Here is a 26,509-nt window from a genome sequence, read left to right on the forward strand (position 1 = left end):
CTCGAAGCCGCACAGCACCGCGCACAGCGTGATCATCACGATGTCCTCGAGCTTGTGCAGCTTGTTGCGGGTCTGCCGCCTGGGGTCGGGCAACTCGGCGAAGTAGGTCTGGGGATTGGCAAGCATGCCTTCAGTATCCACCCGGCCAGCGCAGTAGCCCAGTCTCAGATCATTCCCGGGCTACATAGCGCAATCGCCCTGGCAGGGCCGCCTCAGTGCTGCAGGATCTTGTTGAGGAAGTCCTTGGTGCGCGACTGGCGTGCCTCCGGGTTGCCGAAGAACTCGTCCCGGCTGCAGTCCTCCAGGATCTTGCCGCCGACATCCATGAAGATGACGCGGTCCGACACCTTGCGCGCGAAGCCCATCTCGTGGGTCACGCACATCATGGTCATGCCCTCGCCAGCCAGACCGACCATCACGTCGAGCACCTCGCCGACCATCTCGGGGTCGAGCGCGCTGGTCGGCTCGTCGAACAACATCACGATCGGGTCCATGCTCAGCGCGCGCGCGATCGCCACCCGCTGCTGCTGTCCGCCCGAGAGCTGGCCGGGGAACTTGTCCTTGTGCGCCATCAGGCCGACGCGGTCGAGCATCTTGAGACCGCGCTTCCTGGCGTCATCGAGGCTGCGGCCCAGCACCTTGACCTGCGCCAGCGTGAGGTTCTCGGTCACGCTCAGATGGGGAAACAGCTCGAAATGCTGGAACACCATGCCGACATGGCTGCGCAGCTTGGGCAGGTCGGTCCTGGGGTCGTGCACGGCCTGGCCGTTGACCCAGATCTCGCCCCGCTGGATCGGTTCGAGCGCGTTGATGGTCTTGATCAGCGTGGACTTGCCCGAGCCCGACGGGCCGCAAACCACCACCACCTCGCCCTTGTGGATGACGGTGGAGCAGTCGTTGAGCACCTGCACCGGGCCGTACCATTTGGACACATTCTTGAGTTCGATCATCGCTGGTTCTCCGGGGTCCGCGCTCAGCGGATGATGGCTATTCTCTGGTGCAGGCGCTTGACCAGGGCGGACAGCGCGTAGCAGATGACAAAGTAGAGCAAGGCCGCCATCAGGTAGGCCTCGATCGGGCGGCCGAAGTTCTTGCCGGCCACCTCGAAGCCCTTGAGCATGTCGTAGGCGCCGATCGCATAGACCAGCGAGGTGTCCTGGAACAGGATGATGGTCTGCGTCAGCAGCACCGGCAGCATGTTGCGAAAGGCCTGCGGCAGCACCACCAGCTTCATGTTCTGGCCGTAGGTCATGCCCAGCGCCAGGCCGGCGGACACCTGCCCGCGCGGAACGGACTGAATGCCCGCGCGCATGATTTCGCTGAAATACGCCGCCTCGAAGGCGACGAAGGTGACCATCGCCGAGACTTCCGCGCCGATCGGCCGGCCGATCAGGAAGGGCACCAGCAGGAAGAACCACAGGATCACCATCACCAGCGGGATGCTGCGCATGCCGTTGACATAGAACGTGGCCGGCAGCACCAGCCAGCGCTTGCCCGACAGGCGCATGAGCGCCAGCAGGGTGCCGAACAGGATGCCGCCGAGCGTGGCGACCAGGGTCAGCATCAGGCTGAAGCCCAGGCCCTTGAGGACGAAGTCCTGGATCAGCGCCCAGTTGTAGAAGGACCAGTCGAGGTTCATCATGATCAATGCCCTCCCCCGCCAGCGGCGATCAGGCCCGGCACCCGGCTGCGCTGCTCGATGAAGGCCATCACGCGGTTGATGACGAAGGCCGAGATGACATAGAGCGTGGTCACGGCCAGATAGACCTCGACACCGCGCGTGGTTTCCTCCTGCGCCTGCATCGCGAACATGGTGAGCTCGGCCACCGACACCGCGAACGCGACGGATGAGTTCTTGAAGATGTTCATGGTCTCGCTGGTCAGCGGCGGGATGATGATGCGAAACGCCATCGGCAGCAGCACATAGCGGTAGGACTGCGCGGTGCTCATGCCCAGCGCCATGGCCGCGTGGCGCTGGCCACGCGGCAGGGCCAGGATGCCCGAGCGCACCTGCTCGGCCACCCGCGCCGAGGTGAACAGGCCCAGCGCCAGCACCACCAGCACGAAGCCCGGCACCGCCTGCAGCGCCGGGAACAGCGAGGGCAGCACGTGGTACCAGAGAAAGAGCTGCACCAGCAGCGGGATGTTGCGGAACAGCTCGACCCAGGCATTGCCGGCCCGCACCACCCAGGGCCGGTTCGGCAGCGTGCGCAGCGTGCCGATCACCGACCCCACCAGCAGCGCCAGCAGCAGCGCCGACAGCGACACCGAAACGGTCCAGCCCCAGGCCGACAGCAACCAGTCCAGGTAGGTGATGTCGCCCCCCTGGCCAAAACAGCTTGGCGTGGCTTCGCGCGTGATGGTGTCCTCGCAGAACACCTGCCAGTCCCAACTCATGGGCAGCTCCTTGTAAGCGTCAACAAAAACACCCCCTTCACCGACAGGCTCCCGGGGGTGTGGCTCATGTCATGCCGGCTTACTTCCTGGCGTACTCTTCCATCGGCTTGTCGTTCGGATTGGCCCAGGCGGCCTTGGTGCTGTCGGACATGGGCATCTTCAGGTTCACGTTGGCCGGCGGAATCGGCTGCATGAACCACTTGTCGTAGAGCTTGGCCAGCGAGCCGTCCTTGATCTGGCGCTTGATGCTGTCGTCGACCGCCCTCTTGAAGGCCGGGTCGTCCTTGCGCAGCATGCAGGCGATCGGCTCGACGCTCAAGACATCGTCCAGGATCTTGAAATCACCCGGTTTTTTCGCCTTGGCGATGTTGGCCGCCAGGATGGACTTGTCCATCACGAAGGCTTCCGCGCGGCCCGACTCGAGCAGCAGGAAGCTGTCGGCATGGTCCTTGCCGTAGACCTCCTTGAAATCCACGCCGGTGGCGCGCTCGTTCTTGCGCAGCGTCTGCACCGAGGTGGTGCCGGTGGTGGTGGCGACGGACTTGCCGTTCAGGTCCTTGATGTGGTGGACGTTCGAGTTGGTGCGCACGGCAATGCCCACCTCCTCGACGTAGGTGGTCACGGCAAAAGCCACGTCCTTCTGGCGCGCGGCATTGTTGGTGGTCGAGCCGCACTCCAGGTCGACGGTGCCGTTCTGCAGCAGCGGGATGCGGTTCTGCGAGGTCACGGGCTGGTACTTGATCTCGATCTGCGACAGGCCGAGCGGCTTGCGCAGGTCGGCCAGGATGCGCTCGCCCATCTCGGTGTGGAAACCGACGTACTTGCCGTTGCCCAAGGTGAAGCCGAGACCGGAGGACTCGCGCACGCCGAGCGTCACGCTGCCGCTGGACTTGATCTTGGCCAGGGTGTCGTTGGTCTGGGCCCAGGCGGAACCGGCGCAGGCCGCCATCAAGGCCATGGCCAGGATGCTATTTTTCATGTCAAGGTCCTTTATCGGTCGAAGGAAAACGGTTGCGCCCCATTCTAGGGCCCGTGCCAAGGCACCGCCATAGGGTCTAGCCAGCCCCGGACTGCATGGCGCAGCAGTACCAAGCAAAAACCGCGCCAAAGCGGCAGGAGTCAGCTCGATTGGACCTGCGCCGCAGCCACGTCGTCCCAGAACTTCTGTGCCGCGCGCTTGGGCCGGCGCGCGCCGGGGCGCTCGCGGTAGAGCCGAATATCCAGCCTCGCCTCGCAGGGCAGGTCCGGGCTGGCGGCTCGGACCAGTTGACCGTCGCGCAAGGCCTGTTGCACCGAGCTCGCAGGCAGGAAGGCCACGCCGTGGCCGGCGATCGCCATCGCCTTCAGGCTCTCGGACATGTCGGTCTCGTAGACCCGCTCGGGGTGGAGGGAAGTCCCGCCCTGCCGCAGCACCCAATCGACCACGCGCCCGAGGTAGGCGCCAGGCGCGTAGGCGAGCTGAGGCCAGGGCTGCTCGGCCGTGCCGGGCAGGCGGTACAAGGGCGCGCCGTCCTCGCCGGGCCTGACATAGGGCGCCAGCACCTCCTGCCCCAGCGACAGCATCTCGTAGCGCGCGGCGTCCAGCTGGATCGGCTGCGACGAATGCTGGTAGGTGATCAGCAGGTCACAGCTGCCCTCGATCAGGCGCAGCACCGCATCGTGGACGTTGAGTCCGATCAGGCGGGTCTTGACCGGACCGACCACCTCGCGCAGGCTGGAGAGCCAGGCCGGGAAGAAGGTGAAGGCCAGGGTGTGCGGCACCGCGAACTCGATCTGGTCCTGCCCGGTCGGACTTTGCTGGCGCAGCATGGTGCGGGTGGCCTGCAGCGCGTGCAGCATTTCGATGGCCTGCTCGTACAGGGTCTGCCCCGCCGGCGTGAGCCGGGTCGGGTAGGCGCTGCGGTCGACCAGGTCGGTGCCGGCCCAGGCCTCAAGCGACTGGATGCGACGCGAGAAGGCCGGCTGTGTCACATGGCGCAACTGGGCCGAGCGGCTGAAGCTGTGGGTCTCGGCCAGGCTGACGAAATCCTCCAGCCACTTGGTATCCATCTCAAGCTACCCTGGCCGGGACGCTCGCATCGATCGCCTCGGCGCCGCTTTGCTGCAGCGCCCACATCCGGGCGTAGCGACCATTGCGCGCCAGCAGCTCGGCGTGGGCGCCGCGCTCGACGATATGGCCATGTTCGAGCACGATGATCTCGTGCGCGTCGACCACGGTCGAGAGCCGGTGCGCGATCACCAGCGCGGTCTTGTCGCGCGCCGCGCTGCGCAGTTCGGCCTGGATCGCACGCTCGTTGGCCGAGTCCAGCGCCGAGGTCGCCTCGTCGAAGATCAGGATCGGTGGATTCTTCAGCAGGGTGCGCGCGATCGCGACGCGCTGCTTCTCGCCGCCCGACAGCTTGAGGCCGCGCTCGCCGACCATGGTCTCGTAGCCCTTGGGCAGCTTCAGGATGAAGTCATGGATATGCGCGGCCTGGGCGGCGGCGACCATCTCCTGCTGGCTCGCGTCCGGGCGGCCGTAGCGGATGTTGTAGCCGATGCTGTCGTTGAACAGCACCGTGTCCTGCGGCACGATGCCGATCGCGCGCCGCAGGCTGGACTGGGTCACGCGGCGGATGTCCTGGCCCGCGATCCGGATGACACCGGCCGCCTCCGGCGCCATGTCCCTGCCGCCGACATCGTAGAAGCGGTACAGCAGGCGCGCCAGCGTGGACTTGCCGGAGCCGGACGGACCAACCACCGCCACCGTCTTGCCGGCCGGCACGGTGAAGCTGATGCCGTGCAGGATCTCGCGCGCGGGCTCGTAGGCAAAGCGCACGGACTCGAAACGCACCTCGGGCGGACCGTCCAGCGCCAGCTCGGGCGCGCCCGGCGTGTCGGCGATCTCGCGCTCGCGGTCGAGCAGCGCGAACATCTTGTCGAGGTCGGTCAGGCTCTGCTTGATCTCGCGGTACAGCACGCCCAGGAAGTTGAGCGGGATGTAGAGCTGGATCATGAAGGCATTGATCATGACCAGGTCGCCCAGCGTCATGCCGCCCTGGGTCACGGCGCTGGTGGCGCGCCAGAGCATGGCGACCAGCGCGGTCGCGATGATCAGCTGCTGGCCCGCGTTGAGCAGCGACAGCGTGGTCTGGCTCTTGACGCGGGCGCGGCGCAGGCGCTCCAGGCTCTCGCCGTAGCGGCTCGACTCGAAGGCCTCGTTGTTGAAGTACTTGACGGTCTCGTAGTTGAGCAGCGAATCGACCGCGCGCGTCTGGCTGGCCGATTCGAGCTCGTTCATCTCGCGCCGGTACTGGGTGCGCCATTCGGTCACCTTGACCGTGAAGAACACATAGGCCGCCAGCGCGGCCAGCGTGGTCCAGACATACCAGAGCTCGAACTTGATGCCCAGCAGCGCCAGCACCAGCACCACCTCGAGCAGGGTCGGGAAGATGCTGTAGAGCGAGTACGAGATCAGCGACTGCACGCCACGGGTGCCGCGATCGACATCGCGCGTCATGCCGCCGGTCTGGCGCTCAAGGTGGAAACGCAGGCTCAGTCCGTGCAGGTGGCCGAAGACCTGCAGCGCGATCGCGCGCGTCGCGCCTTCGGTCGCCTTGGCGAAGATCAGCTCACGCAGTTCGGTGAACAGGCTGGTAGAAAAGCGCAGCAGGCCGTAGGCCAGCAGCAGGCCCAGCGGTACCACCAGCAGCGCGGCCTGGCCCGGCGCCAGCCCGGTGCGCGGCGTCAGCGCGTCAACCAGCTCCTTGAGCAGCAGCGGCACGCCGACGTTGGCCAGCTTGGCTCCCACCATGAAGGCCAACGCCAGCGCGACACGCCAGCGGTACTGCCAGAGGTAGGGCAAGAGGCGACGCAGGGTGGCGGCATCCGAGCGTTCATGCTGGGCGACAGCAGGGCCGGACGGGACGGGGGAACTGGATTGGGCGAGGTGGCGCATCGACGATAACGATCAAAGGAACGCATCGATTGTGCGCCCATCCCTTGCACCGCACCGGCATTGCCCTGGCCCGGGGCTCTCGTGGGCCGGGTCATTGCCAAGCCTGCGGCCCTAGCCCAGCAGGCCGCTCAGGTAGCATTGACAAAAGATGGTCGGCAGTGATTTCGGGCCGTACAGGCAAAAAAAACGCCGCCCTGGTGGGCGGCGGCAAGTCCTAGAGGACGTCGTTGGGAATCCGGTGATGGCGGGCACTACTTTGTTCTTGTGGCGCCGGCATCCACCCGCTGAGACTCTCTTGTTCTGGACAAGTGTGACAGCACTTGGGCCGTATTGTGCACCTGCCGCAAGTCCGCGAACATCCCCTGTTTGGGGGAGTCAAGGGTAGATTTCAAACTCGGGCCTGCTCCCGGGTCGCCAGCCACACCAGCAACAGCACCGGCAGTCCGAGCAGCGCGGTGCCGGTGAAGAAGACCGCATAGCCATGCGCATCGACGAAGGCGCCCGAGAAGCCGGCCAGCCACTTGGGCGCGAGCAGCATCATGGAACTGAACAGCGCGTACTGGGTAGCCGAATAGCTCACGTTGGTCAGGCTCGACAGGTAGGCGACGAAGGCCGCCGACGCGATGCCGGAACTCAGGTTGTCGGCCGCGATCACCGCGATCAGCGCGACCAGATCATGCCCATGCCCGGCCAGCCAGGCGAACAGCAGGTTGCTGACGGCGCTCAGCACCGCGCCCAGCATCAGCACGCGCGCGACACCCCAGCGCATCGCCAGCGCACCACCGGCAAACGCGCCCACCAGCGTCATGATCACGCCATAGACCTTGGTGACGGCAGCGACCTCGTCCTTGCTGTAGCCCATGTCGACGTAAAAGGGATTGGCCATGATGCCCATGACCACGTCGCTGATGCGATAGACGCCGATCAGCGCCAGCAACAGCAGGGCGCGGCGGCCGTAACGGCGCAGGAAGTCGGCGAAGGGCTCGACCAGTGCCTCGCGCAGCCAGGTCGCGAGGTCGCGCGCCGACGCCACCGGGCGGCGCTGGGGTTCGGGCGAGAACAGCACCGTCAGCAGACCCAGCGCCATCGAGGCCGCCATGACGAGGTAGGCGCTCTGCCAGGCCGCCTGCTGGTAGCCAGCCTCGGCGGCGGGTGCCAGTTCGGCACGCGCCGCCAGCCAGAGCACGCCGGCGCCGGCCCAGATCATCGCGAGCCGGTAACCGGTCTGGTAGCTCGCGGCGAGCGCGCCCTGGCGTTGCGCGCCGGCCGACTCGATCCGGAAGGCATCGAGCGCGATGTCCTGCGTCGCCGAGGCGAAGGCCACCAGCAACGCCCAGCCCACCATGCCTTGCAGATCGGTGCGCGGGTCGGTCAGCGCCATGCCGGCCAGGCCCGCCGCGACCGCGCACTGCGACAGCAGCAGCCAGGCGCGACGCTGGCCCAGCCAGCGGCTCAGTCCTGGCAGCGGCATCCGGTCGACCAGCGGCGCCCAGCACCACTTGAAGCCGTAGGCCAGCCCGACCCAGCTCAGGTAACCGATGGTGGCACGATCCAGCCCGGCCTCGCGCAGGCGAAAACTCAGCGTGCCGAGCACCAGCAGCAGCGGCAGGCCGGCGGAAAAACCGAGCGCGAACAGGCGCAGACTGGCGGGTTCGAGGTAGACGCGCAGGGCAGCGCGCCAGGACAGCACCGGCTCAAGCTGCGGCTCGGTGACAGTGGACGCGGGACGGGAATCGGGTATGGACATGTACAGCTTGAAACAGAAAACCCGCGCAGGCCGCAGACTTTTGTCTATTATTGGCGCATGTGCTGGCTTTGCGACGCGAAATCCACCCTTTCGGCTTCGGCCGCGGCTCATGATGAACTCCACGCCGGGCGCTGGTCGCCACGGCGCGGTTTCTTGCTGGCCGGGGCGGCGAGCGCCGTCGGGCTGGCGAGCGGACCGGCGCAGGCTCAGGTTGACGTCGGTCAATCTTCAGCCGTGCGCACCTTGGTGCCGGCCGAGCAGCTTGAGGGCGCGGCGCAACAGCAGTACGGCCAGATGCTGGAGCAGGCCCGCTCCCAGCGGGTGCTGGCGCCTGACAACCACCCCCAGCTGCAACGCCTGCGCGCGATCGCGCGCCGTCTGATCCCGTTCGCCGCCCCCTGGAACTCACGCTCGCGCAGCTGGCAGTGGGAAGTCAACCTGATCGGCAGCAGCCAGGTCAACGCCTTCTGCATGCCGGGCGGCAAGATCTGCTTTTATACCGGCATCCTCGACAAGCTCAGGCTGGATGATGACGAGGCCGCGATGGTGATGGGCCACGAGATGGCGCACGCCCTGCGCGAGCATGCGCGCGAGCGGCTGGCCAAGACCCAGGCCACCAGCCTGGGCCTGTCGCTGGGGGCGCGGCTGCTGGGTCTGGGCGAACTGGGCAATGTGGCGGCCGACCTCGGCACCCAGCTGCTGGCGCTCAAGTACAGTCGCGACGACGAGACCGAGGCCGACTTGGTCGGTCTGGAGCTGGCCGCGCGCGGTGCCTACGCCCCACCGGCCAGCGTCTCGCTGTGGCGCAAGATGATGACGGCCAACGGCAGCGGCGGGCCGGGCTTCCTGTCGACCCACCCGAGCGGCCCGAACCGGATCCAGGAATTGCAGGACAACCTGCCCAAGGTGCAGCGGCTCTACGAGCAGGCCAGAGGCTGAAGCGGCTCAGGTTCCGCGCACGTAGGGGTTCATGCGGCGCTCGCGCCCGAAAGTGCTCTCGGGGCCGTGACCAGGAATGAACACCGTGTCGTCGCCCATCGGCCACAGGCGCTGCGTGATGCTGGCGATCAGCTGGTCGTGGTCGCCACCGGGGAAATCGGTGCGGCCGATGCTGCCAGCAAACAGCACGTCGCCGACGAAGGCGCGCTTGGCCTCGGCCGAGTAAAAGACCACATGGCCGGGCGTGTGACCCGGGCAATGGCGCACCGTCACCTGGCTCCGGCCCAGCTGCAGCTGGTCGAGATCATGCAGCCAGCGCGTCGGGGTGAAGTGGCCCGCCGGCGGAAAACCGAACTGGACACTCTGCATCGGCAGACCGTCGATCCAGTACTGGTCGCCCTCGTGCGGGCCGATGATCGGCAGCTTGCAGCGCCGCGCCAGCTCGGCGGTGCCGCCGGCGTGGTCGATATGGGCGTGCGTCAGCCAGATCTGGGCGAGCTTGAGCCCGAGCCGGGCGACCTCGGCCAGCACCAGCTCAAGGTCGCCGCCCGGATCGATCACGGCGGCCTCCAGGGTCTGGTCGCACCAGACGAGCGAGCAGTTCTGCTGGAAGGGCGTGACGGGTATCGTGAGGTATTGCAGCATGCGCCTCATTGTAGGCAAGCCGGCCGGCTCACATGTTGGTCGCGGCGATCACCTCGGCCAGGTCGGTCAGGCCGGCGACCACCTTCTCGATGCCGTCCTGGCGCAGCGTGTGCATGCCAGCGGCGAGCGCGGACTGACGGACCTCGCCAGCCGAGGCGCGGCGGCGGATATGGTGCCGGATCGCGTCATCGCTGAGCATCAGCTCGTAGATGCCGAGCCGGCCCTTGTAGCCGCGCTGCTCGCAGGCCTCGCAGCCATGCCGGACATGGGTCTGGAGCTGGCGCGCACCGGACGCATCGGGCCGGCCATGGTCGGTCCGCCAGCGCGCGATCAGCTGCGCGATCTCGCGGTCGCCATGCGACTCGCCCTCTAGGTACTGGTGCGCCAGCGCCTCGATCTCGTCGGCGCGCGCCGGCCGGGTCTCGACGCACTGCTGGCACAGACGGCGCACCAGCCGCTGCGCCAGGATGGCCAGCAGCGAGTCAGAGAAGTTGAAGGGATCGAGTCCGATCTCGAGCAGGCGCGCGATGCTCTCGGGCGCCGAGTTGGTGTGCAGCGTCGACAGCACCAGGTGGCCAGTCAGCGAGGCCTCGATCGCGATGCGCGCGGTCTCCTCGTCGCGCATCTCGCCGATCATGATCACGTCGGGGTCGGCGCGCAGGAAGGTCCGCATCGCGGCGGCAAAGCTCCAGCCGATGCGCGGGTTCATCTGCACCTGGCGCAGGCCGTCCTGCGTGATCTCGATCGGGTCCTCGGCGGTCCAGATCTTGCGGTCCTCGGTGTTGATGTCGCTGATCAGCGAATGCAGCGTGGTGGTCTTGCCGCTGCCGGTCGGGCCACAGACCAGGATCAGTCCGTAGGGCTTGAGCACCATGCGGCGCAGGTCGACCAGGTCACAGGGGCTGAGGCCGATCGAGTCGACCGGCATCGGCCTGGAGCCGGCCAGCAGGCGCAGCACCACGTCTTCCAGCCCGCCGCAGGTCGGCACGGTCACGACCCGCAGCTCGGTCTTGCTGCCGCCGAAGCGCGAGAAATCGATCTTGCCGTCCTGCGGCTTGCGGTGCTCGGAAATGTCCATTCCCGCCATGATCTTGATGCGCGCGATCATGGCGTAGCGAAAGCGCGACTCGATCTCCAGGTAGCGCCGCAGCTCGCCGTCGAGCCGGAAGCGGATCCGGACCTTCCTGGGCGCGGGCTGGGTCTCGATATGGATGTCGGACGCCTTCTGCGTGATCGCCTCGGCGATCAGCGAGTTGATCAGCCGCACCAAGGTATTGTCCGACTCGCTGACGACGTCGGACTCGGGCTCGTTGCCGCCCTCGGAACCGGCCTGCAGGTCGTGCACCAGATCGCGCGACGAGGCACGGTTGGGGTCCTTGGGCCTGGAGGACTGGGGCGGCTCGGCTTGCCGCTCGTAGGCGCGCGCGACCGAGGGCATCAGCGTGCCGGGCGCGGCCAGCACCGGGACGATGCGGCGCTGCGTCATGAAGCGCAACTCGTCGAGCAAGCGCTTGTCGAGCGGGTCGGCCATCGCCAGCACCAGGATGTCCTCGTGCTGCAGCAGCGGCAGCACCGCCTCGCGCTCGGCGAAGGCATGCGGCACCAGCGCCAGCGCCTCCTGGTCGAACAGGTAGGCCGAGGGGTCGAGCACCCGGTTGCCCAGCCAGCCCGCGATCACATGGCGCAGCTGCGGCTCGGTCAACTGGCCCTGCTCGACCAGCTGCTGGCCGAGCTGGCGGTAGATGCCGAGCTTGCGCTCCTCGGCCTGGGTCGCGAGCGCATCGTGCAATTGCCCGGAGGTCAGCACCCCGCTGCGCACCAAGGCATCGCCGAGATGGCGCGCACCATGGGCCTGGGACTAGGGGTTCTGCAGCAGTTGCCAGAGTTCGTCCGGCACCCTGGGCCTGGGATAGGCCGATGCAACGGACGGCGGAGAGACAGTTGCGGTAGGCGAGGCTGGCACGTTCTGGCTCGGGTCGGATGGAAGCGACGGGGCGGAAACCCGCCCGGGCATGGCCCATTGTGCCGATTTTCCGGGGCCAGGTCACGCCCTGCCGCGGTCTCCCGTTGCGGCGACAATGCGGGGCATGAAATTCCAAGGCATTCTGTTATGGGGCGGCGTGGCCGCGCTGCTGGTACTGGCGCACGCCCAGTTCGGCTGGCCCGGCGTGGCTTTCGCGGGCGCCGGCCTGGTGATGTGGCTGCTGCTGCACTTCACCCGCCTGATGGGTGTCATGAAGCGCGTGGCCAACCGACCCATCGGTCATGTCGACAGCGCGGTCATGCTCAACGCCAAGCTGCAGCCGGGCCGGACCTTGATGCATGTGATCGCGCAGACACGCGCGCTCGGCGAGCGGCTGTCGGTCGAGGCGGCGCAGCCCGAGGTCTACCGCTGGAGCGACGACTCGGGCTCCAGCGTGAGCTGCGAGTTCGAGGACGGCAAGCTCGCGCGCTGGAAGCTCGATCGACCGGCACAGGACTGAGATACCGACGCGGGTCAGAGCGTCCAGTCGTACTCGATGGTCAGCGGCGCATGGTCGCTGAACCATTGCTGCTTGTAGATGCTCGCGCGGCGCGCGCCCCGGGCCAGCGCCGGGCTCGCGAGCTGGTAGTCGATGCGCCAGCCCACGTTGTTGGCGCGCGCCTGGCCGCGGTTGCTCCACCAGGTGTAGGCGCCCTCGCCCTCCTCGGGGTGCAGGTGACGATAGACGTCGACCAGGCCGGCCTCGTCGAGCAACTTCGTCATCCAGGCGCGCTCCTCGGGCAGGAAGCCGCTGTTCCTGAGGTTGCCCTTCCAGTTCCTGAGGTCGATCTCGCGGTGCGCGATGTTGACGTCGCCGCACAGCACGTAGTCGCGCTCGGCGTTCATGCTGGAGAGACGCGGGTAGATCAGGTCGAGAAAGCGGAACTTGGCCTGCTGGCGCTCCTCGCTCGATGAGCCACTCGGGAAGTAGCAGCTCACGATGCTGCGCTTGTGGCTGGGCGTATCGAAGCGCAGCTCGACGTAGCGACCCTCGGCATCGAACTCAGGCTCGCCCAGGCCGACGATCACCTCGCTGGGCTCGTGCCGGCTGTAGACCGCGACACCCGAATAGCCCTTTTTCTCGGCGTAATGGAAATGGCCCCGCAGGCCGGCGAGCTGCTCGAAGCGGCCGGCCACGTCGGCGCCCTGCGCCTTGAGTTCCTGCACGCAAATACAATCGGGCGCCTGGGCTGCGACCCAGTCTTCCAGCCCCTTGGAACTGGCGGAACGGATGCCGTTGAGGTTGAGGCTGGTGAGTTTGAACAAGGAATTTCCCATGATGGTTGAAGCGAACAAGCCGGCGGCAGATGACGCGCTGGCACTGGAATTTGTGCAATTTTCCGTCGAATCGGGCGTGCTGCGCTTTGGCGAGTTCAAGACCAAGGCCGGCCGTCTGAGCCCCTACTTCTTCAACGCCGGCCTGTTCGACGATGGCGCCAAGCTGGGACGCCTGGCCGCCTTCTACGCCCAGCGCATCCAGGCCAGCGGCATCGAGTTCGACATGATCTTCGGCCCGGCCTACAAGGGCATTCCGCTGGCGGCGGCGGTGGCGATCGAGCTCGCGCGCCTGGGCGTCAACAAGCCGTTCGCCTACAACCGCAAGGAGGCCAAGGACCATGGCGAGGGCGGCTCGCTGGTCGGCGCCCCGCTCAAGGGCCGGGTGCTGATTGTCGATGACGTGATGAGCGCGGGCACCGCCGCACGCGAGTCGATCACGCTGATCAAGGCCGCCGGCGCCATCCCGCACGCGGTCGCGATCGCGCTCGACCGCCAGGAAATGGCGACCGAAGCCACGCCGGACGGCTTGCGCGACGTCCCCTACAGCGCGGTGCAGTACGTGCGCGGGCAGCTCGGCCTGCAGGTCTGCGCGATTGCGCAACTGTCCGACCTGCTGCATTATCTGCAGCAACAGGCGGGCGGCGAGATGACCGAGCACCGCGACCGGGTCCAGGCCTATCGGGATCGCTACGGCGTGGTCTGATGCGCCAGTCCCATCGGGCACTCAAAGGAGAAATGGATGGCAGACCAGCCCGCCAGATGGGCGCCCGTGGCGAAGGCCTCCGGCTGGCTGGCCTTGGCGGCTTGCTGTGCCGCGGGCCTGGTCTGGGGCCAGGGCAGCCCCCTGCCGGGCAGCCAGCCCAGCATCTATACCTGCATCGACCCGCAGGGCAGGCGCATCACCTCCGACCGCCCGATAGCGGAATGCATGGGCAGCGGGCAGCGCGAGCTCGGCCCGGGCGGCAACCTCAAGCGCATCATGCCTCCGGTGTTGACCGCGACTGAACGCGCGCGGGAGACCGAACGCCTGCGCGAGGAGACAGCCCGCCAGGCCCGACTGGCGGAGGAACAACGCAAGCAGCGCGCGCTGGTGGCGCGCTACCCCGACCAGGCGGCGCACGGCAAGGCGCGCGCCGAGGCCGTGGCCCAGTTCGACGCCCTGATCGCCGCCGTGCACAAGCGCCAAGGCGAGCTCGACAAGCAGCAGCGGGAAATAGCGGCCGAGCTGGAGTTCTACCAGCAGGACCCCGCCAAGGCGCCGGTCTGGCTCAGGAAGCTGAGCGAGGAGAACGCGCGCCAGCGCCAGTCGCAGGCGGACTACCTGGCCGAACAGCAGCGCGCGCGCCAGCAGACCCTGCAGAACTTCGACGATGAGCTCGCGCGCCTGCGTGAGCTCTGGAAACAGGAAGGCCGCTGAAAGCAGCGGCCTTGGCCTTAAAGATCAGCCCAGGCGGGCCTTCAGGACCTCGTTGACCTGGCCCGGGTTGGCCTTGCCGTTCCGTAAGACTTACTCATTCATGCGCAAACATGAACAAAGCTGACTTCCTGCTTCGCCGAGGCCGGTTTCGTCTTCGTCTTGCAACGAAGGCCAGCGCCTTCCTCTCCACAGGCTGACACGGTGGAACTCACCGCCAAATTTCTTAAATTGACCGCCGCGTTCACATCACGGTCGTGGACAGAGCTGCAGGCCGGGCAAGTCCACTCGCGCACCGACAGCGGCAGTTGATCGAGCTGGTGCCCGCAGCCCGAGCAGGTCTTGCTACTGGGATACCAGCGATCGGCGACGATCACCTGCCCGCCACGCATCGCGGCCTTGTATTCCAGCTGCCGCCGGAACTCGAAGAAGCCCATGTCGGTGATGCTGCGCGCCAAACGGCGGTTTTTTACCATGCCACGGACGTTCAGATCTTCGATGCCGATGGTGTGGAAACGGTGCGTCAGATCGCTCGTCAACTGGTGCAGCGCATCCGAGCGGATCGAGGCAATGCGGGCATGCAATTTCGCCAGTTTGGCCTTCGCCTTGCGGCGGTTGGCCGATCCCTTGCGCTTGCGCGACAGGCTGCGTGACAGCCGTTGCAAGCGGCACAGCAGCGCCTTGTGGGGCTTGGGACCAGGGATCACCTCTCCCGTCGAAAGTGTTGCCAACGCCTTTACACCCAGATCCACACCGACCGTGCCTTGGTTTTCGGCTTGGGGCAGATGTGAATCGTCCTGGGTATCGACGACGAGGCTGACCAACCAGCGATCCGCCACACGGGAGACCGTGGCCGACAGGATCTTGCCCGCGAAGCGCAACGTCTCGCGCATTCGTACCCAGCCCAGATTGGGGATACGAATGCGTGAACTGTCGATGCTGAACTGGTCGTTGCTAAGCGTGAAGCGGTCGTGCACGCCCTTCTTGCGGAACTGCGGGTAACGAGCACGCCCGACAAAGAAGTTCTGGAACGCCTGGCCCAGCTGAATGATAGCCATTTGCGGCGCGTTCTTTGTGACCTCCAGCATCCAGGGGAACTGCTCGCGCTTGATGGCGTTCAACTGGCGACGCAAGGCGGATTGGGAGGGCTTGGGTAGCGTCGGATCCACCTTATGAGCCTCGTACTGGCGCTTCCACTCGGCCAGCGCCCAGTTGTAGGCGAAGCGCGCCACGCCCGCCGCGCGGGCCAAGTAGGTGGCCTGCGCGTTGTTGGGATCGAGAGCGATCTGGTGGGCGATCAGCATAGGGGGCATCATTCTTGCACGAACTGGCACGGCTTGAACAGAGCTGGTGTAGCCTACTGTTCGATGTTCTTCACGTACCTACGTCAAAGTACGTGCGCAGGTATAAGCAAGAGTGAGGAGATTTGAGCATTTTTTACTGGATCTGATCAAACCCTTGCTGGCCTTCATAACCTGGCCGACCAGGGCGTTGAAGGCTTTTTCCTTGCCAGCGCAGTATTCGGCCACGTTCTTCTCGTTGGCGGTCAGCACCTCGTCGACGCTAGCTTCCAGCGCGCCGCTGTCACTTACCTGCTTAAAATTACAAGTTTTTATAAAAGTATTTATTTAATTCACCACGGCCGCCAACCAGATTTCAACTTACTTATGATATTGTCCTGAATATACTGAAAATTAGAAACTACTATCTTTGACTCACAATCCATTATGTAGTTCTTCTTCTGTGGATTATCCCTGTACTTCCAGTAATAATCTCTCTCATACCCACAATCTCTAATCAAAAGCTCTTCTATTTCAGGTCGATAATAACCAATTGCATCTAGGTCGCGATTTTTTAACCAATAAACCTGATTTGATGGCTTCGCCATCATTTCATCAATTAAATACAAAGGCACTCCGTTATCAGAAAGATATTCTCTTACATAATCCATAGCAGAAACTTGGTTTTTCAAAAATCTAGAGGCGATCAGATCTTTATCAACAATGTAGGGACGATGAATTCCAACAAAACTCATCCACGGTCTATCGCGATTACTCGGAGGCTCAACCAAACCTCCACCATCAACTCCTACAGCATTTCGACTCAAGCCAGCCAACCAAACAAAAAAACATGCACTAACGCAATCTGATCTTTCCTTAATATGTATTGAAATATTTGAATATTTAACTAATTTAGCAATTCTCAACGCTTCAACCACACTACCACCGGGAGAATTTAGCCAAAGAATGTTAACCCATGGCAATTTACTCATCTCCTTCGCAAATCTCTCCGCATCCCCATCACGAATCACGCCATCAATATACAAATGATGCGAATTTCTATTAGACTCAGTATATATATCCGCAGCCCACAAGGAAGTACTAGATAAAATAAAACAAAGAAAAAATAATAACTTACCCATAACTTAGCGGATTCAAGTTTGAAATGCAAGACTATATATTCAGTAAAAGCCTGATCAGGTTAATGATTGCCGCATCAATAAACCTGCCGCAGCAAAAACTGCGGCAGGTTTTAGCTTACTAAGCTAACATAGCTTTAAGCATGGCAGTAACTTGAGCCGGATTAGCCTTACCCTTGGTAAGCCTCATGACTTGCCCAACCAAGGCATTAAACGCTTTTTCTTTACCGGACCTATATTGCACCACATTATCAACATTAGTAGCAATCACTTCAACTATTATCTCTTTAAGCTCACCTGCATCATCCATCTGCCTAAGATTCCTACCTTCAATTAGATCATCTACCAGCTGAGGCGGAGAATTACTCTGATCGACTCGACCCTTCTTCCAAATATAGTCAAATAACTCTTTTGCTGCCTTACCAGAAATAACCCCCTGCTGCTCCCGCAAAGCTATCCGAGCCAATGTAGCAGGATCAATCCAGAAACGCCAATCAGGCCCTCCATCCTCATTCATTGCCCTACTAATTTCACCAGAGATCCAAACAGCAATCCGACGAGCAAAAGGCTTATAAAATCCCGGATCATTAAGCTGATCTGCTGAGATAGCTTCAGTATCACTATTTTGAATAGCTGCAGAATGGAAAAACTGCGCTTTGGCATACGTCCCCACTACTTGACTTGCCATATAGGTGGTCAACCCGTATTCATCAACGTAAAGACGCTCCAAATCGCGCGGCAGCTCGGGCATTTCGGCGCGCACCCGCTCGACCCATTCGCGCTCGATCATCAGCGGCGGCAGGTCCGGATCGGGGAAGTAGCGGTAGTCGGCCGCATCTTCCTTGGTGCGCATGGCGCGGGTCTCGCCGGTGTCGGGGTCGAACAGCACGGTGGCCTGCTCGATCTCATAACCGTCCTCGATGCGGTCGATCTGCCAGCGGACCTCGAAGTCGATCGCCTGCTGCATGAACTTGAAGCTGTTCAGGTTCTTGATCTCGCGCCTTGTGCCGAGCGCCGCGCCAGGTTTGCGCACCGAGACGTTGGCGTCACAGCGGAAGCTGCCTTCCTGCATGTTGCCGTCGCAGATGCCGATCCAGGTCACGATCTTGTGCAGTTCCTTGGCATAGGCCACGGCCTCGGCGCTGGAGCGGATGTCGGGCTCGGTCACGATTTCGAGCAGCGGCGTGCCGGCGCGGTTGAGGTCGATGCCCGACAGGCCGTGGAAGTCCTCGTGCAGCGACTTGCCGGCGTCCTCTTCCAGGTGGGCGCGCACCAGGCGCACGGTCTTCTTCTCGTCGCCGAGGAAGAAGGACACCTCGCCGCCCTGCACCACCGGGATCTCGAACTGGCTGATCTGGTAGCCCTTGGGCAGGTCGGGATAGAAGTAGTTCTTGCGCGCGAAGATGCTGCGCTCGGCCACATGGGAGCCGACCGCCAGGCCGAACTGGATCGCCCGCTCGACCGCGCCCTTGTTCATGACCGGCAGCGTGCCGGGCAGCGCCAGGTCGACCGCGCAGGCCTGGGTATTGGGCTCGGCGCCGAAGGCGACCGGGGCGCGGCTGAAGATCTTGCTCTGGGTCGAGAGCTGGGCATGGGTCTCGAAGCCGATCACGACCTCGTAGCCCTGCACCAGCAGGGAAGCTTGCTTCTTGCTCATGCGAATTCCTTCGGCGCGCGGGTATGCCAGTCGGTGGCGCACTGGAAATGGTGGGCGGCGCCCAGCAGGCGGGCCTCGTCGAAGTAGTTGCCGATCAGCTGCAGGCCGACCGGCATGCCGTCGGCGCCGAAGCCGGCCGGCACGCTCATGCCCGGCAGGCCCGACAGCGAGGCCGGCAGGGTGTAAATGTCGGCCAGGTAGGCCGCGACCGGATCGTCCGACTTCGCGCCGATCTTCCAGGCCACGCTGGGCGCGACCGGACCGGCGATCAGGTCGCATTGCCCGAAGGCGGACTGGAAATCCTGCGCGATCAGGCGCCGGATCTGCTGCGCCTTGAGGTAGTAGGCGTCGTAGTAGCCGTGGCTCAGCACATAGGCGCCGGTCAGGATGCGGCGCTGGACTTCCTCGCCAAAGCCCTCGCTGCGCGACTTCTTGTACATGTCGCTCAGGTCGGCGTAGTCCTTGGCGCGGTGGCCGAACTTGACGCCGTCGAAGCGGCTCAGGTTGGAGCTGGCCTCGGCCGGGGCGATGATGTAGTAGGCGGGGATGGCCAGCTCGGTGCGCGGCAGACTGATGTCGACCAGCGTGGCGCCCAGCTTTTCGTACTCGGCCAGCGCGGCGCGCAGGGCGGCCTGCACGTCGACGGCGCAGCCCGCGCCAAAGAACTCCCTGGGCAGGCCGATGCGCAGGCCCTTCAGGGGCTGTGCGACGGTCGCGTCGGCGCCCAGCGGCTGACCCAATGCGACGGCGTAGTCCTCGGCCGGGCGGTCCAGGCTGGTCGAGTCACGGTCGAGGTCGGGGCCGACCATGGCCGACAGCAGGATCGCGCAATCCTTGGCGCTGCGCGCCATCGGGCCGGCCTGGTCCAGGCTGGACGCATAGGCCACCATGCCGTAACGCGAGCAGCGGCCATAGGTCGGCTTGATGCCGGTGATGCCGGTGAAGCTGGCGGGCTGGCGGATCGAACCGCCGGTGTCGGTGCCGGTCGCCGCTGGCGCCAGGCGCGCCGCCACGGCAGCCGAGGAGCCACCCGAGGAGCCGCCCGGCACCCGGGTCTTATCCCAGGGGTTGAGCGCGGGGCCGTAGGCCGAATTGTCGTTGCCCGAGCCCATCGCGAACTCGTCGCAGTTGAGCTTGCCCAGCGTCACGGCGCCAGCCGCGGCCAGCTTGGCCACCACGGTCGCATCGAAGGGGCTGCGATAGCCTTCCAGCATCCTGGAGCCGGCGGTGGTCGGAAAGTCCTTGGTGACGAACAGGTCCTTGTGCGCGATCGGCACGCCCAGCAGCGGCTGGCGCTCGCCGGCGGCCAGGCGCTCATCGGCGGCACGGGCCTGCGCCAGGCTGACTTCCTCGTCGAGCGCCAGGTAGGCGCCGAGATCGGCGTTCGCCTTGGCGCGCTCCAGCAGGGCTTGCGTGACTTCGACGCTTGAGACCTCGCGCGCGGCCAGCTTGGCCGCCAGCGCGCTCACGTCCAGTTGATACAGTTCGCTCATTCGATCACCTTGGGCACCAGGAACAGGCCGTTCTCCACGGCCGGGGCGCTGCGCTGGTTGGCTTCGCGCTGGTTGGGCTCGCTCGCCACGTCGTCGCGCAAGCGCAGCGCGACCTGGCCGATCACGGCGGTCGGATGCGCGAGCGGCTCGACGCCGGCGGTGTCGACCGCCCTCATCTGCTCGACGATGTCGAAGAAGCCGTTGAGCCGGGTCAGCATGCGCTGGGCATGAGCCTCGTCCAGCTCGAGCCGCGCGAGATGGGCAATTCGCCCGATATCTTGCAGGGTCAGGGACATGAAGGGTCCAAATGAAGGGAAGATCCAGCCAGAAAGCAGGACTTTCGTTACAAAAAACCTCGACGCCAAAAGACCTTAGGCGCGGGCCATGCGGTATTATCCCGCGTTTGGCGACCGCTGGGTCGAGCCGCGCATTGGCGCGTGTCTACGAAGCGGCTGTCCGCCAGTCCCGAATCCCCCACCATACTCGGCGCTGCCCAGCCCCACGCGCAGGCAGGCCGCACAGGACACCCTGACATGTTCGAAGTTTTCCGTCGGCATTTCTCCACCGACCTGGCGATCGACCTCGGCACCGCCAACACCCTGATCTACATGCGCAACAAGGGCATCGTGCTCGACGAGCCCTCGGTGGTCGCGATCCGTCACGAAGGCGGCCCCAGCGGCAAGAAGACGATCCAGGCCGTCGGCAAGGAAGCCAAGGCCATGCTGGGCAAGGTGCCTGGCAACATCGAGGCGATCCGCCCGATGAAGGACGGCGTGATCGCCGACTTCGTGGTCACCGAGCAGATGATCAAGCAGTTCATCAAGATGGTGCACCCGCGCAGCCTGCTGACCCCGAGCCCGCGCATCATCATCTGCGTGCCCTGCGGCTCGACCCAGGTCGAGCGCCGCGCGATCAAGGACGCGGCCGAGGCCGCCGGCGCCAGCGCGGTCTACCTGATCGAGGAGCCGATGGCCGCCGCGATCGGTGCCGGCCTGCCGGTGTCCGAAGCCTCGGGCTCGATGGTGATCGACATTGGCGGCGGCACGACCGAGGTCGGCGTCATCAGCCTGGGCGGCATGGTCTACAAGGGCAGCGTGCGCGTCGGCGGCGACAAGTTCGACGACGCCATCATCAACTACATCCGCCGCAACTACGGCATGCTGATCGGCGAGCAAACCGCCGAAGCGATCAAGAAGCAGATCGGCTCGGCCTTCCCCGGCTCCGAGATCAAGGAGATGGAAGTCAAGGGCCGCAACCTGTCCGAAGGCGTGCCGCGCAGCTTCACGATCAGCAGCAACGAGGTGCTCGAAGCGCTGACCGACCCGCTGAATCAGATCGTCTCGGCGGTCAAGATCGCGCTGGAGCAGACCCCGCCCGAGCTGGGCGCCGACATCGCCGAGCGCGGCATGATGCTGACCGGCGGCGGCGCGCTGCTGCGCGACCTCGACCGCCTGCTGGCGGAGGAAACCGGCCTGCCGGTGCTGGTCGCCGAGGAGCCGCTGACCTGCGTGGTGCGCGGCTGCGGCATGGCGCTGGAGCGCATGGACCGCCTCGGCGGCAGCGTCCTGTCCCACGAATAATCCCTGAGCGGCTCGGGCCATGCCCAAGGCGACCGTAGACCGCCGGGTCCCGCCGCTGTTCCGGCAGGGCCTCACGCCCCTGTCCAAGCTGCTGCTGCTGGGTGCGCTGTCGGTGCTGCTGATGGTGGTCGACACCCGCCTGCAGCTGGGCGCGCCGGTGCGCGCGGCAGTGGCCACCGCGCTGACGCCGCTGCAATGGCTGGCGCTGGCACCGATACGCGCCCTGCAGGCCGGCGGCGGCTATTTCGGCAACCTGCAGACCGCGCAACAGGAGGCCGCGCTGGCGCGTGCCGAGCTGACGCGCCAGGCCCAGCGCGCCGCCCAGGTCGAGCACCTGGGCCAGGAGAATCGCGAACTGCGCGCCCTGCTCGGCATGCGCGAGCGGCTGAGCGTCAAGGCCCATGGCGCCGAGGCGCTCTACGACGCGGCCGACCCCTACACCCGCAAGCTCGTGATCGACCGTGGCGAGACGCACGACATCAAGCCCGGCTCGCCCGTCATGGACGGCTACGGCGTGCTGGGTCAGGTCACGCGCGTCTACCCGCTGGTCTCCGAGATCACGCTGCTGACCGACCGCGATCAGGCCATCCCCGTACTCAACACCCGCACTGGCCAGCGCAGCGTCGCCTATGGCCAGCCCCGGCTGGGGCTGCTTGAGCTGCATTTCGTCTCGGCCAGCGCCGACCTGGAGGTGGGCGACCTGCTGACCACCAGCGGCGTCGACGGCGTCTACCCGCCCGGCCTGCCAGTGGCGCGCATCCACAGCGTCACGCGCCAGGGCGAAGGCGGCTACGCGCGCGTGCTCTGCCAACCGATGGCGCACACCGAGCATTCGCTGCAACTGCTGGTGCTGGACCCGCCGACCGGCAAGCCGACCGACGAGGGCATCAGGCCGCTCGTTCCGCCCAAGCCGGCCAACGGTCGCACCGGCAAACCCGGCCGCCCCGGAACGGAGGGATCGCAATGATCATGCCCGCCGGCCACCAGCAGCTGCTGCTGCCGGTCAGGCCCTGGTTCGTCTGGCTGAGCCTGCTGCTCTCGCTGGTGCTCGACATGGCGCTCAACATGGGCCTGACCGGGCGCGCCGCCTGGACGCCCGACCTGCTGGCGGTCGCGCTGCTGTTCTGGGTCGTGCACGAGCCATCACGGGTCGGCCTCATGGCCTGCTTCGTCCTGGGCCTCATGCTCGACGTGCACCAGAGCGCGCTGCTGGGCCAGCACGCGCTGGCCTTCTCGGTGCTCGGCTTCCTGGGCCTGCAGGTGCACCGGCGACTGCTCTGGTTCGCGCTGCCGACGCAGGCGCTGCATGTGCTGCCGCTGCTGCTGACCGCGCACGCGCTGCAATGGCTGGTGCGCCTGCTGGCCGGGTCGGGCTGGCCGGGCTGGGACGCGCTGCTGGCGCCGCTGGCCGAGGCCTTGCTCTGGCTGCCGGCCACCTGGCTGCTGCTGGCGCCGCAGCGCCGACCGCACGACCCCGACGGCAACCGTCCGATCTGAGTCGCCATGGAGTTGCGCAACCTCAAGCAGCAACTGGACCAGTTCCGCTCCCGGGTCTGGATCGCGGGCCTGTTCGCCGCCTTCTGCTTCGGGCTGGTGCTCGCGCGCATGGTGTACCTGCAGGTGATCCGGCACGAGGACCTGCTCGAACAGGCCGAATCCAACCGGATCGCGGTGCTGCCCGTGGTCCCGCACCGGGGCCTGATCACGGACCGCAACGGCGTGGTGCTGGCCAACAACTATTCGGCCTACACGCTGGAGATCACGCCCTCCAAGGCCGGCAAGCTCGACGAGGTGCTGGCCGAACTCGGCAAGGTGGTCGAGATCCAGCCGCGCGACCTGCGCCGCTTCAAGCGACTGTCCGAGGAGTCGCGCCGCTTCGACTCGGTCCCGATCCGCACCCGACTCAGCGACGAGGAGATCGCCCGCTTCGCCGCCCAGCGTTACCGTTTTCCGGGCATCGAGATCCAGGCCCGCCTGTTCCGCCATTACCCGCTGGGCGAGACCGCCAGCCATGTGATCGGCTACATCGGCCGCATCAACGCGCGTGAAAAGACACAGATGGAGGACTGGCCGGACGAGGAGATCGCCAACTACCGCGGCACCGAATACATCGGCAAGCTCGGGGTCGAGCAAAGCTACGAGTCGGTGCTGCACGGCGTCACCGGATTCGAGCGGGTCGAGACCTCGGCTGGCGGCCACGCGGTGCGCAAGCTGGCCGACTCCCCCGCGACACCCGGCAACACGGTCAGGCTCACGATCGACATCAAGTTGCAAAAAATGGTCGAGGATCTGTTCGGCGATCGTCGCGGCGCGCTGGTCGCGATCGATCCGCGCAATGGCGAGGTGCTGGCCTTCGTCAGCAAGCCGACCTTCGACCCCAACCTGTTCGTCGAGGGCATCGACGTCGACAACTGGAAGGCGCTCAACGAGTCGCTCGACAAACCCCTGCTCAACCGCGCGCTGCGCGGCACCTACCCGCCGGGCTCGACCTACAAGCCCTTCATGGCGCTGGCCGCGCTCGAACTGGGCAAGCGCAAGGCCGAGACCGTGATCAACGACACCGGCTACTGGGAGTTCGGCGGCCACCGCTTCCGCAGCCACGGCGACGGCGGTCTCGGGGCGGTCAACATGAAGCGCAGCATCGTGATATCGAGCAACGTCTACTACTACATGCTCGCCAACGACCTGGGCGTCGACGCCATCCACGACTTCATGGCGCCGTTGGGCTTCGGCCAGATCACCGGCATCGACCTGCGCGGCGAGGTGCGCGGCGTGCTGCCCAGCACCGAATGGAAGCGCAAGACCTACAAGCGCCCCGAGCAGCGCAGGTGGTACGCCGGCGAGACCATCTCGCTGGGCATCGGTCAGGGCTACAACAGCTTCACCATGCTGCAGCTCGCGCATGCGACCGCGACACTGGCCAACGGCGGCATCAAGTACAAGCCTCATGTGCTGCTGGGCACGCAGGACGTGGTCAACCGGGCCGAGACACCGGCCAACGTCGGTCCGGGTGAATCGCTGGGCTACAAGCCCGCGCATGTCGCCACCGTCCTCAACGCGATGGAAGGCGTGACGACCGAGGGCACCGGTACCCGGGTCTTTGCCGGCGCCCCCTACCGCAGCGGCGGCAAGACGGGTACCGCGCAGGCCGTTACCATTGGCCAGAAGGACAAGTACAACGCCGCCAAGCTGGCCGAGCGCCAGCGCGACCACGCCCTCTATTCCGCCTTCGCGCCGGTGGACCAGCCTCGGGTCGCGCTCGCCGTGATCGTGGAAAACGCCGGCTTCGGCGCCGCCAGCGCCGCGCCGATCGCGCGCCGCGTGTTCGACTACCTGCTGCTCGGCCGCTACCCGAGCGAGGATGACATCCGCACGACCCAGGCCGGCCAATCGTCCAGACCGATCGGACCTTTCCGCCAGGCCAGCGAACTCGACTGAGCAAGCGAGCCGGCGCCGAGCGCTTCAGCGCCAGCCGGTCTTGCCGATCAGCGCCTTGCCTCGGCCAGCAGTGCCACGACGGCTGCCTGCAGATCGGCCAGGCTGCCGTCATTGGCGACCAGGCGGTGCTCTGGCACCCAGTCAGCCGGGACCGGCTCGGCCCACTCGCGCTGGCGATGCTGCACCTCGATGCCAGCGTCCGAGGCGTCGGTCCCGGCGGCGGCGCGTGCCACCAGCCGTTGCTCCATCCGCTGCTGGCTGGCGACGCATTCGACCAGCAGGAAAGGCGTGCCCAACCGGCGCGCCAACGCGCGCAACGCCGCGCGCTCGGCCTGACGCAGCAGCGCGGCATCGACCACGACCGAATGGCCCGCGACCAGCAGCCCCTCGGCCAGCGCGGACAAGCGCGCATAGGTGAGTCGCGTCGCCTCGGCGCCATAGAGCGCCCGCCCCGGCGCGGGCCGGTCGGTCGCTGCCAGCCCGAACAGGCGCTTGCGCTCGACATCCGAGCGCAGCCGGATCGCGCCCGACTGCTCGGCCAGCAGGGCTGCCAGCGTGGACTTGCCGGCACCGCTCAGGCCCATGACCAGCAGCAGGTGCGGCGGCGCCGGATCGGCCGCCAGCGCCTCGGCCAAGGGCCAGTAGCGCAGGAAACCCTCCGGCTGCCCGGACAGCAGCGCGACCTTGGCCCGCACCAGCGCACGGTAGGCCGCGAAGGCACGCAGCCCGACCAGCCCGTCGAAGTCGCCGCTGCGCTCGACATAGCCGTTGACGAAGCGCCAGGCCAGCTCCACCCGCCCGCAGGCCAGCAGATCCATGAAGGCAAAGGCGACATCGTTCATCAGGTCGATGCAGCGCAGCGCGGGCTCGAACTCGATCGCATCGAAAGCGATGACCCCGCCCCGCCACAGCACCAGATTGCCCAGATGCAGGTCGCCATGGCCTTCGCGCAGGAATCCGTCGCGCAGCCGAGCAGCACGCCAGGCCGCCTGGGCCTCAAGGCGCGCCAGCAGCCGCTCGCGCAGCGCCAGCACCCGCGCCAAGTCGATCGCGGGCGGACGCAGGGGGTTGGATTCGGCCTCGTCCAGGCTCTCGCGCGTCCACTCGACCACCTCCTTGGCCGGTGCCGACTCTGCCGGCAAAGCAGGTAGTGACTGGTGAAAGTCCGCCACATGGGCGGCCAGCGCATCGATGTGACTGGCTTGCAGCTGCCCGGATGCGGCCAGCTCGGACAGCGAGGCCCCTGCGGGGAAGCGCCGCATGCGCAGCACCCACTCGATGGGCTCGCCCACGCCGCCCAGCACGGGGGCCGCAGCGCCGCCGGTGACGGGCAGCAGATCGAGGTAGAGCTCGGGCGCGGTGCGCCGGTTCAGGCGCAGCTCCTCCTCCAGGAAGAAGCGGCGCCGCTCCAGCGTCGAAAAGTCCAGAAACGGCAGGCTGACCGGCTTCTTGAGCTTGTAGGCGTAGTCACCGGCGAGCCAGACGGTCGAGATATGCGTGTCGATCCGGACGGCACCGGGCAGGCAGGGGCTGAGGTCCATG

The 26,509-nt window shown here is 65.8% G+C and carries 26 protein-coding genes; 8 read left to right on the top strand and 18 right to left on the bottom strand.

The features are described 5' to 3' along the window. The 8 genes from PHR85_RS15230 to PHR85_RS11400 form a co-directional block, all read right to left on the bottom strand. A partial coding sequence (locus PHR85_RS15230; protein WP_367278740.1) for a transposase family protein occupies positions 1-126 on the bottom strand: 126 nt, incomplete at its 3' end. Between the two features lie 86 nt (positions 127-212). Further along, a complete protein-coding gene (locus PHR85_RS11370) occupies positions 213-950 on the bottom strand; it encodes an amino acid ABC transporter ATP-binding protein (protein WP_300054385.1) in 738 nt (245 codons plus the stop codon). 23 nt (positions 951-973) lie between these two features. After that, the gene (locus PHR85_RS11375) at positions 974-1,642 is read right to left on the bottom strand and encodes an amino acid ABC transporter permease (RefSeq protein WP_300054387.1); all 669 of its coding nucleotides are present in this window, start codon (positions 1,640-1,642) and stop codon (positions 974-976) included. Between the two features lie 2 nt (positions 1,643-1,644). Then, positions 1,645-2,397: an amino acid ABC transporter permease gene (locus PHR85_RS11380; protein ID WP_300054388.1), complete on the bottom strand. Its 753-nt coding sequence runs from the start codon at positions 2,395-2,397 to the stop codon at positions 1,645-1,647. Positions 2,398-2,476: 79 nt separating this feature from the next. After that, positions 2,477-3,376, bottom strand: coding sequence for an amino acid ABC transporter substrate-binding protein (locus tag PHR85_RS11385; RefSeq protein WP_300054390.1), 900 nt, complete (start codon positions 3,374-3,376; stop codon positions 2,477-2,479). Between the two features lie 140 nt (positions 3,377-3,516). Continuing rightward, complete coding sequence (locus tag PHR85_RS11390) at positions 3,517-4,446, bottom strand: LysR substrate-binding domain-containing protein (protein ID WP_300054392.1); 930 nt, start codon at positions 4,444-4,446, stop codon at positions 3,517-3,519. 1 nt (position 4,447) lies between these two features. Then, positions 4,448-6,334 carry an ABC transporter ATP-binding protein/permease gene (locus PHR85_RS11395; protein WP_300054394.1) on the bottom strand — a complete coding sequence of 629 codons (1,887 nt, stop codon included), beginning with the start codon at positions 6,332-6,334 and terminating at the stop codon, positions 4,448-4,450. Positions 6,335-6,722: 388 nt separating this feature from the next. Further along, positions 6,723-8,081 carry an MFS transporter gene (locus tag PHR85_RS11400; protein WP_300054396.1) on the bottom strand — a complete coding sequence of 453 codons (1,359 nt, stop codon included), beginning with the start codon at positions 8,079-8,081 and terminating at the stop codon, positions 6,723-6,725. 57 nt (positions 8,082-8,138) lie between these two features. Here PHR85_RS11400 and PHR85_RS11405 point away from each other — a divergent pair, with 57 nt between their 5' ends. Next, a complete protein-coding gene (locus tag PHR85_RS11405; protein ID WP_300054397.1) occupies positions 8,139-9,020 on the top strand; it encodes a M48 family metallopeptidase in 882 nt (293 codons plus the stop codon). 6 nt (positions 9,021-9,026) lie between these two features. Here the strand turns inward: PHR85_RS11405 and PHR85_RS11410 are convergent, their stop codons facing one another. Then, positions 9,027-9,665 (bottom strand): MBL fold metallo-hydrolase, encoded by a 639-nt coding sequence (locus tag PHR85_RS11410; RefSeq protein ID WP_300054399.1) that lies wholly within the window; start codon positions 9,663-9,665, stop codon positions 9,027-9,029. 28 nt (positions 9,666-9,693) lie between these two features. Continuing rightward, positions 9,694-11,484: a GspE/PulE family protein gene (locus PHR85_RS11415; protein ID WP_300054451.1), complete on the bottom strand. Its 1,791-nt coding sequence runs from the start codon at positions 11,482-11,484 to the stop codon at positions 9,694-9,696. 268 nt (positions 11,485-11,752) lie between these two features. Here PHR85_RS11415 and PHR85_RS11420 point away from each other — a divergent pair, with 268 nt between their 5' ends. Then, entirely contained in the window at positions 11,753-12,148 is a 396-nt protein-coding gene (locus PHR85_RS11420; RefSeq protein ID WP_300054401.1) for a glycerate kinase, read from the top strand. 14 nt (positions 12,149-12,162) lie between these two features. Here PHR85_RS11420 and PHR85_RS11425 read toward each other — a convergent pair whose 3' ends face one another. Beyond that, entirely contained in the window at positions 12,163-12,966 is an 804-nt protein-coding gene (locus tag PHR85_RS11425; protein ID WP_300054402.1) for an exodeoxyribonuclease III, read from the bottom strand. Position 12,967: 1 nt separating this feature from the next. On the opposite strand from PHR85_RS11425, the gene pyrE reads away from it, so the two are divergent. Both pyrE and PHR85_RS11435 read left to right on the top strand, forming a co-directional pair. Then, a complete protein-coding gene (gene pyrE / locus PHR85_RS11430) occupies positions 12,968-13,669 on the top strand; it encodes an orotate phosphoribosyltransferase (RefSeq protein ID WP_300054453.1) in 702 nt (233 codons plus the stop codon). Positions 13,670-13,705: 36 nt separating this feature from the next. Next, a complete protein-coding gene (locus PHR85_RS11435; protein ID WP_300054404.1) occupies positions 13,706-14,383 on the top strand; it encodes a DUF4124 domain-containing protein in 678 nt (225 codons plus the stop codon). Positions 14,384-14,481: 98 nt separating this feature from the next. Here the strand turns inward: PHR85_RS11435 and PHR85_RS11440 are convergent, their stop codons facing one another. From PHR85_RS11440 to gatC, 6 genes are all read right to left on the bottom strand, one after another. Continuing rightward, on the bottom strand, positions 14,482-15,684 hold the full coding sequence (locus PHR85_RS11440) for an RNA-guided endonuclease TnpB family protein (protein WP_300054406.1): 1,203 nt from the start codon (positions 15,682-15,684) through the stop codon (positions 14,482-14,484). Between the two features lie 78 nt (positions 15,685-15,762). After that, complete coding sequence (locus PHR85_RS11445; RefSeq protein WP_300054454.1) at positions 15,763-16,008, bottom strand: hypothetical protein; 246 nt, start codon at positions 16,006-16,008, stop codon at positions 15,763-15,765. Positions 16,009-16,013: 5 nt separating this feature from the next. Continuing rightward, positions 16,014-16,802, bottom strand: coding sequence for a hypothetical protein (locus tag PHR85_RS11450; protein WP_300054408.1), 789 nt, complete (start codon positions 16,800-16,802; stop codon positions 16,014-16,016). Between the two features lie 118 nt (positions 16,803-16,920). Continuing rightward, positions 16,921-18,456, bottom strand: a complete 1,536-nt coding sequence (gene gatB, locus PHR85_RS11455) for an Asp-tRNA(Asn)/Glu-tRNA(Gln) amidotransferase subunit GatB (RefSeq protein WP_300054410.1) — start codon at positions 18,454-18,456, stop codon at positions 16,921-16,923. After that, positions 18,453-19,949, bottom strand: coding sequence for an Asp-tRNA(Asn)/Glu-tRNA(Gln) amidotransferase subunit GatA (gatA, locus tag PHR85_RS11460; protein ID WP_300054411.1), 1,497 nt, complete (start codon positions 19,947-19,949; stop codon positions 18,453-18,455). Before gatA ends, gatB begins: the two co-directional genes overlap by 4 nt. Further along, a complete protein-coding gene (gatC, locus tag PHR85_RS11465) occupies positions 19,946-20,245 on the bottom strand; it encodes an Asp-tRNA(Asn)/Glu-tRNA(Gln) amidotransferase subunit GatC (RefSeq protein ID WP_300054412.1) in 300 nt (99 codons plus the stop codon). The genes gatA and gatC overlap by 4 nt, the downstream gene beginning before the upstream one ends. Before the next feature lie 237 nt (positions 20,246-20,482). On the opposite strand from gatC, the gene PHR85_RS11470 reads away from it, so the two are divergent. Genes PHR85_RS11470 through mrdA form a run of 4 tightly spaced genes read left to right on the top strand, consistent with a single transcriptional unit; the run spans position 20,483 to position 24,967 of the window. After that, positions 20,483-21,529 carry a rod shape-determining protein gene (locus PHR85_RS11470; protein WP_300054414.1) on the top strand — a complete coding sequence of 349 codons (1,047 nt, stop codon included), beginning with the start codon at positions 20,483-20,485 and terminating at the stop codon, positions 21,527-21,529. Positions 21,530-21,548: 19 nt separating this feature from the next. Then, positions 21,549-22,496: a rod shape-determining protein MreC gene (gene mreC / locus PHR85_RS11475; RefSeq protein ID WP_300054415.1), complete on the top strand. Its 948-nt coding sequence runs from the start codon at positions 21,549-21,551 to the stop codon at positions 22,494-22,496. Next, a complete protein-coding gene (gene mreD / locus PHR85_RS11480) occupies positions 22,493-23,026 on the top strand; it encodes a rod shape-determining protein MreD (RefSeq protein ID WP_300054417.1) in 534 nt (177 codons plus the stop codon). Before mreC ends, mreD begins: the two co-directional genes overlap by 4 nt. A 6-nt stretch (positions 23,027-23,032) precedes the next feature. Then, positions 23,033-24,967 carry a penicillin-binding protein 2 gene (mrdA, locus tag PHR85_RS11485; protein ID WP_300054419.1) on the top strand — a complete coding sequence of 645 codons (1,935 nt, stop codon included), beginning with the start codon at positions 23,033-23,035 and terminating at the stop codon, positions 24,965-24,967. Between the two features lie 47 nt (positions 24,968-25,014). Here mrdA and PHR85_RS11490 read toward each other — a convergent pair whose 3' ends face one another. After that, positions 25,015-26,508: an AAA family ATPase gene (locus PHR85_RS11490; RefSeq protein ID WP_300054420.1), complete on the bottom strand. Its 1,494-nt coding sequence runs from the start codon at positions 26,506-26,508 to the stop codon at positions 25,015-25,017. Between the last annotated feature and the right edge of the window lies 1 nt (position 26,509).

Source organism: Malikia sp. (genome assembly GCF_028687635.1).
Lineage (GTDB): Bacteria > Pseudomonadota > Gammaproteobacteria > Burkholderiales > Burkholderiaceae_C > Malikia.

Coding starts and splice junctions, on each gene's coding strand:
- PHR85_RS11410 (WP_300054399.1), bottom strand. CDS start 9,665: ATGCTGCAATACCTCACGATACCCGTCACGCCCTTCCAGCAGAACTGC.
- gatC (WP_300054412.1), bottom strand. CDS start 20,245: ATGTCCCTGACCCTGCAAGATATCGGGCGAATTGCCCATCTCGCGCGG.
- PHR85_RS11490 (WP_300054420.1), bottom strand. CDS start 26,508: ATGGACCTCAGCCCCTGCCTGCCCGGTGCCGTCCGGATCGACACGCAT.
- PHR85_RS11370 (WP_300054385.1), bottom strand. CDS start 950: ATGATCGAACTCAAGAATGTGTCCAAATGGTACGGCCCGGTGCAGGTG.
- PHR85_RS11425 (WP_300054402.1), bottom strand. CDS start 12,966: ATGGGAAATTCCTTGTTCAAACTCACCAGCCTCAACCTCAACGGCATC.
- PHR85_RS11450 (WP_300054408.1), bottom strand. CDS start 16,802: ATGGGTAAGTTATTATTTTTTCTTTGTTTTATTTTATCTAGTACTTCC.
- gatA (WP_300054411.1), bottom strand. CDS start 19,949: ATGAGCGAACTGTATCAACTGGACGTGAGCGCGCTGGCGGCCAAGCTG.
- PHR85_RS11420 (WP_300054401.1), top strand. CDS start 11,753: ATGAAATTCCAAGGCATTCTGTTATGGGGCGGCGTGGCCGCGCTGCTG.
- PHR85_RS11400 (WP_300054396.1), bottom strand. CDS start 8,081: ATGTCCATACCCGATTCCCGTCCCGCGTCCACTGTCACCGAGCCGCAG.
- PHR85_RS11385 (WP_300054390.1), bottom strand. CDS start 3,376: ATGAAAAATAGCATCCTGGCCATGGCCTTGATGGCGGCCTGCGCCGGT.
- mreC (WP_300054415.1), top strand. CDS start 21,549: ATGCCCAAGGCGACCGTAGACCGCCGGGTCCCGCCGCTGTTCCGGCAG.
- PHR85_RS11395 (WP_300054394.1), bottom strand. CDS start 6,334: ATGCGCCACCTCGCCCAATCCAGTTCCCCCGTCCCGTCCGGCCCTGCT.
- PHR85_RS11380 (WP_300054388.1), bottom strand. CDS start 2,397: ATGAGTTGGGACTGGCAGGTGTTCTGCGAGGACACCATCACGCGCGAA.
- gatB (WP_300054410.1), bottom strand. CDS start 18,456: ATGAGCAAGAAGCAAGCTTCCCTGCTGGTGCAGGGCTACGAGGTCGTG.
- PHR85_RS11470 (WP_300054414.1), top strand. CDS start 20,483: ATGTTCGAAGTTTTCCGTCGGCATTTCTCCACCGACCTGGCGATCGAC.
- PHR85_RS11375 (WP_300054387.1), bottom strand. CDS start 1,642: ATGATGAACCTCGACTGGTCCTTCTACAACTGGGCGCTGATCCAGGAC.
- PHR85_RS11390 (WP_300054392.1), bottom strand. CDS start 4,446: ATGGATACCAAGTGGCTGGAGGATTTCGTCAGCCTGGCCGAGACCCAC.
- PHR85_RS11440 (WP_300054406.1), bottom strand. CDS start 15,684: ATGCTGATCGCCCACCAGATCGCTCTCGATCCCAACAACGCGCAGGCC.
- mreD (WP_300054417.1), top strand. CDS start 22,493: ATGATCATGCCCGCCGGCCACCAGCAGCTGCTGCTGCCGGTCAGGCCC.
- pyrE (WP_300054453.1), top strand. CDS start 12,968: ATGGTTGAAGCGAACAAGCCGGCGGCAGATGACGCGCTGGCACTGGAA.
- PHR85_RS11435 (WP_300054404.1), top strand. CDS start 13,706: ATGGCAGACCAGCCCGCCAGATGGGCGCCCGTGGCGAAGGCCTCCGGC.
- mrdA (WP_300054419.1), top strand. CDS start 23,033: ATGGAGTTGCGCAACCTCAAGCAGCAACTGGACCAGTTCCGCTCCCGG.
- PHR85_RS11405 (WP_300054397.1), top strand. CDS start 8,139: ATGTGCTGGCTTTGCGACGCGAAATCCACCCTTTCGGCTTCGGCCGCG.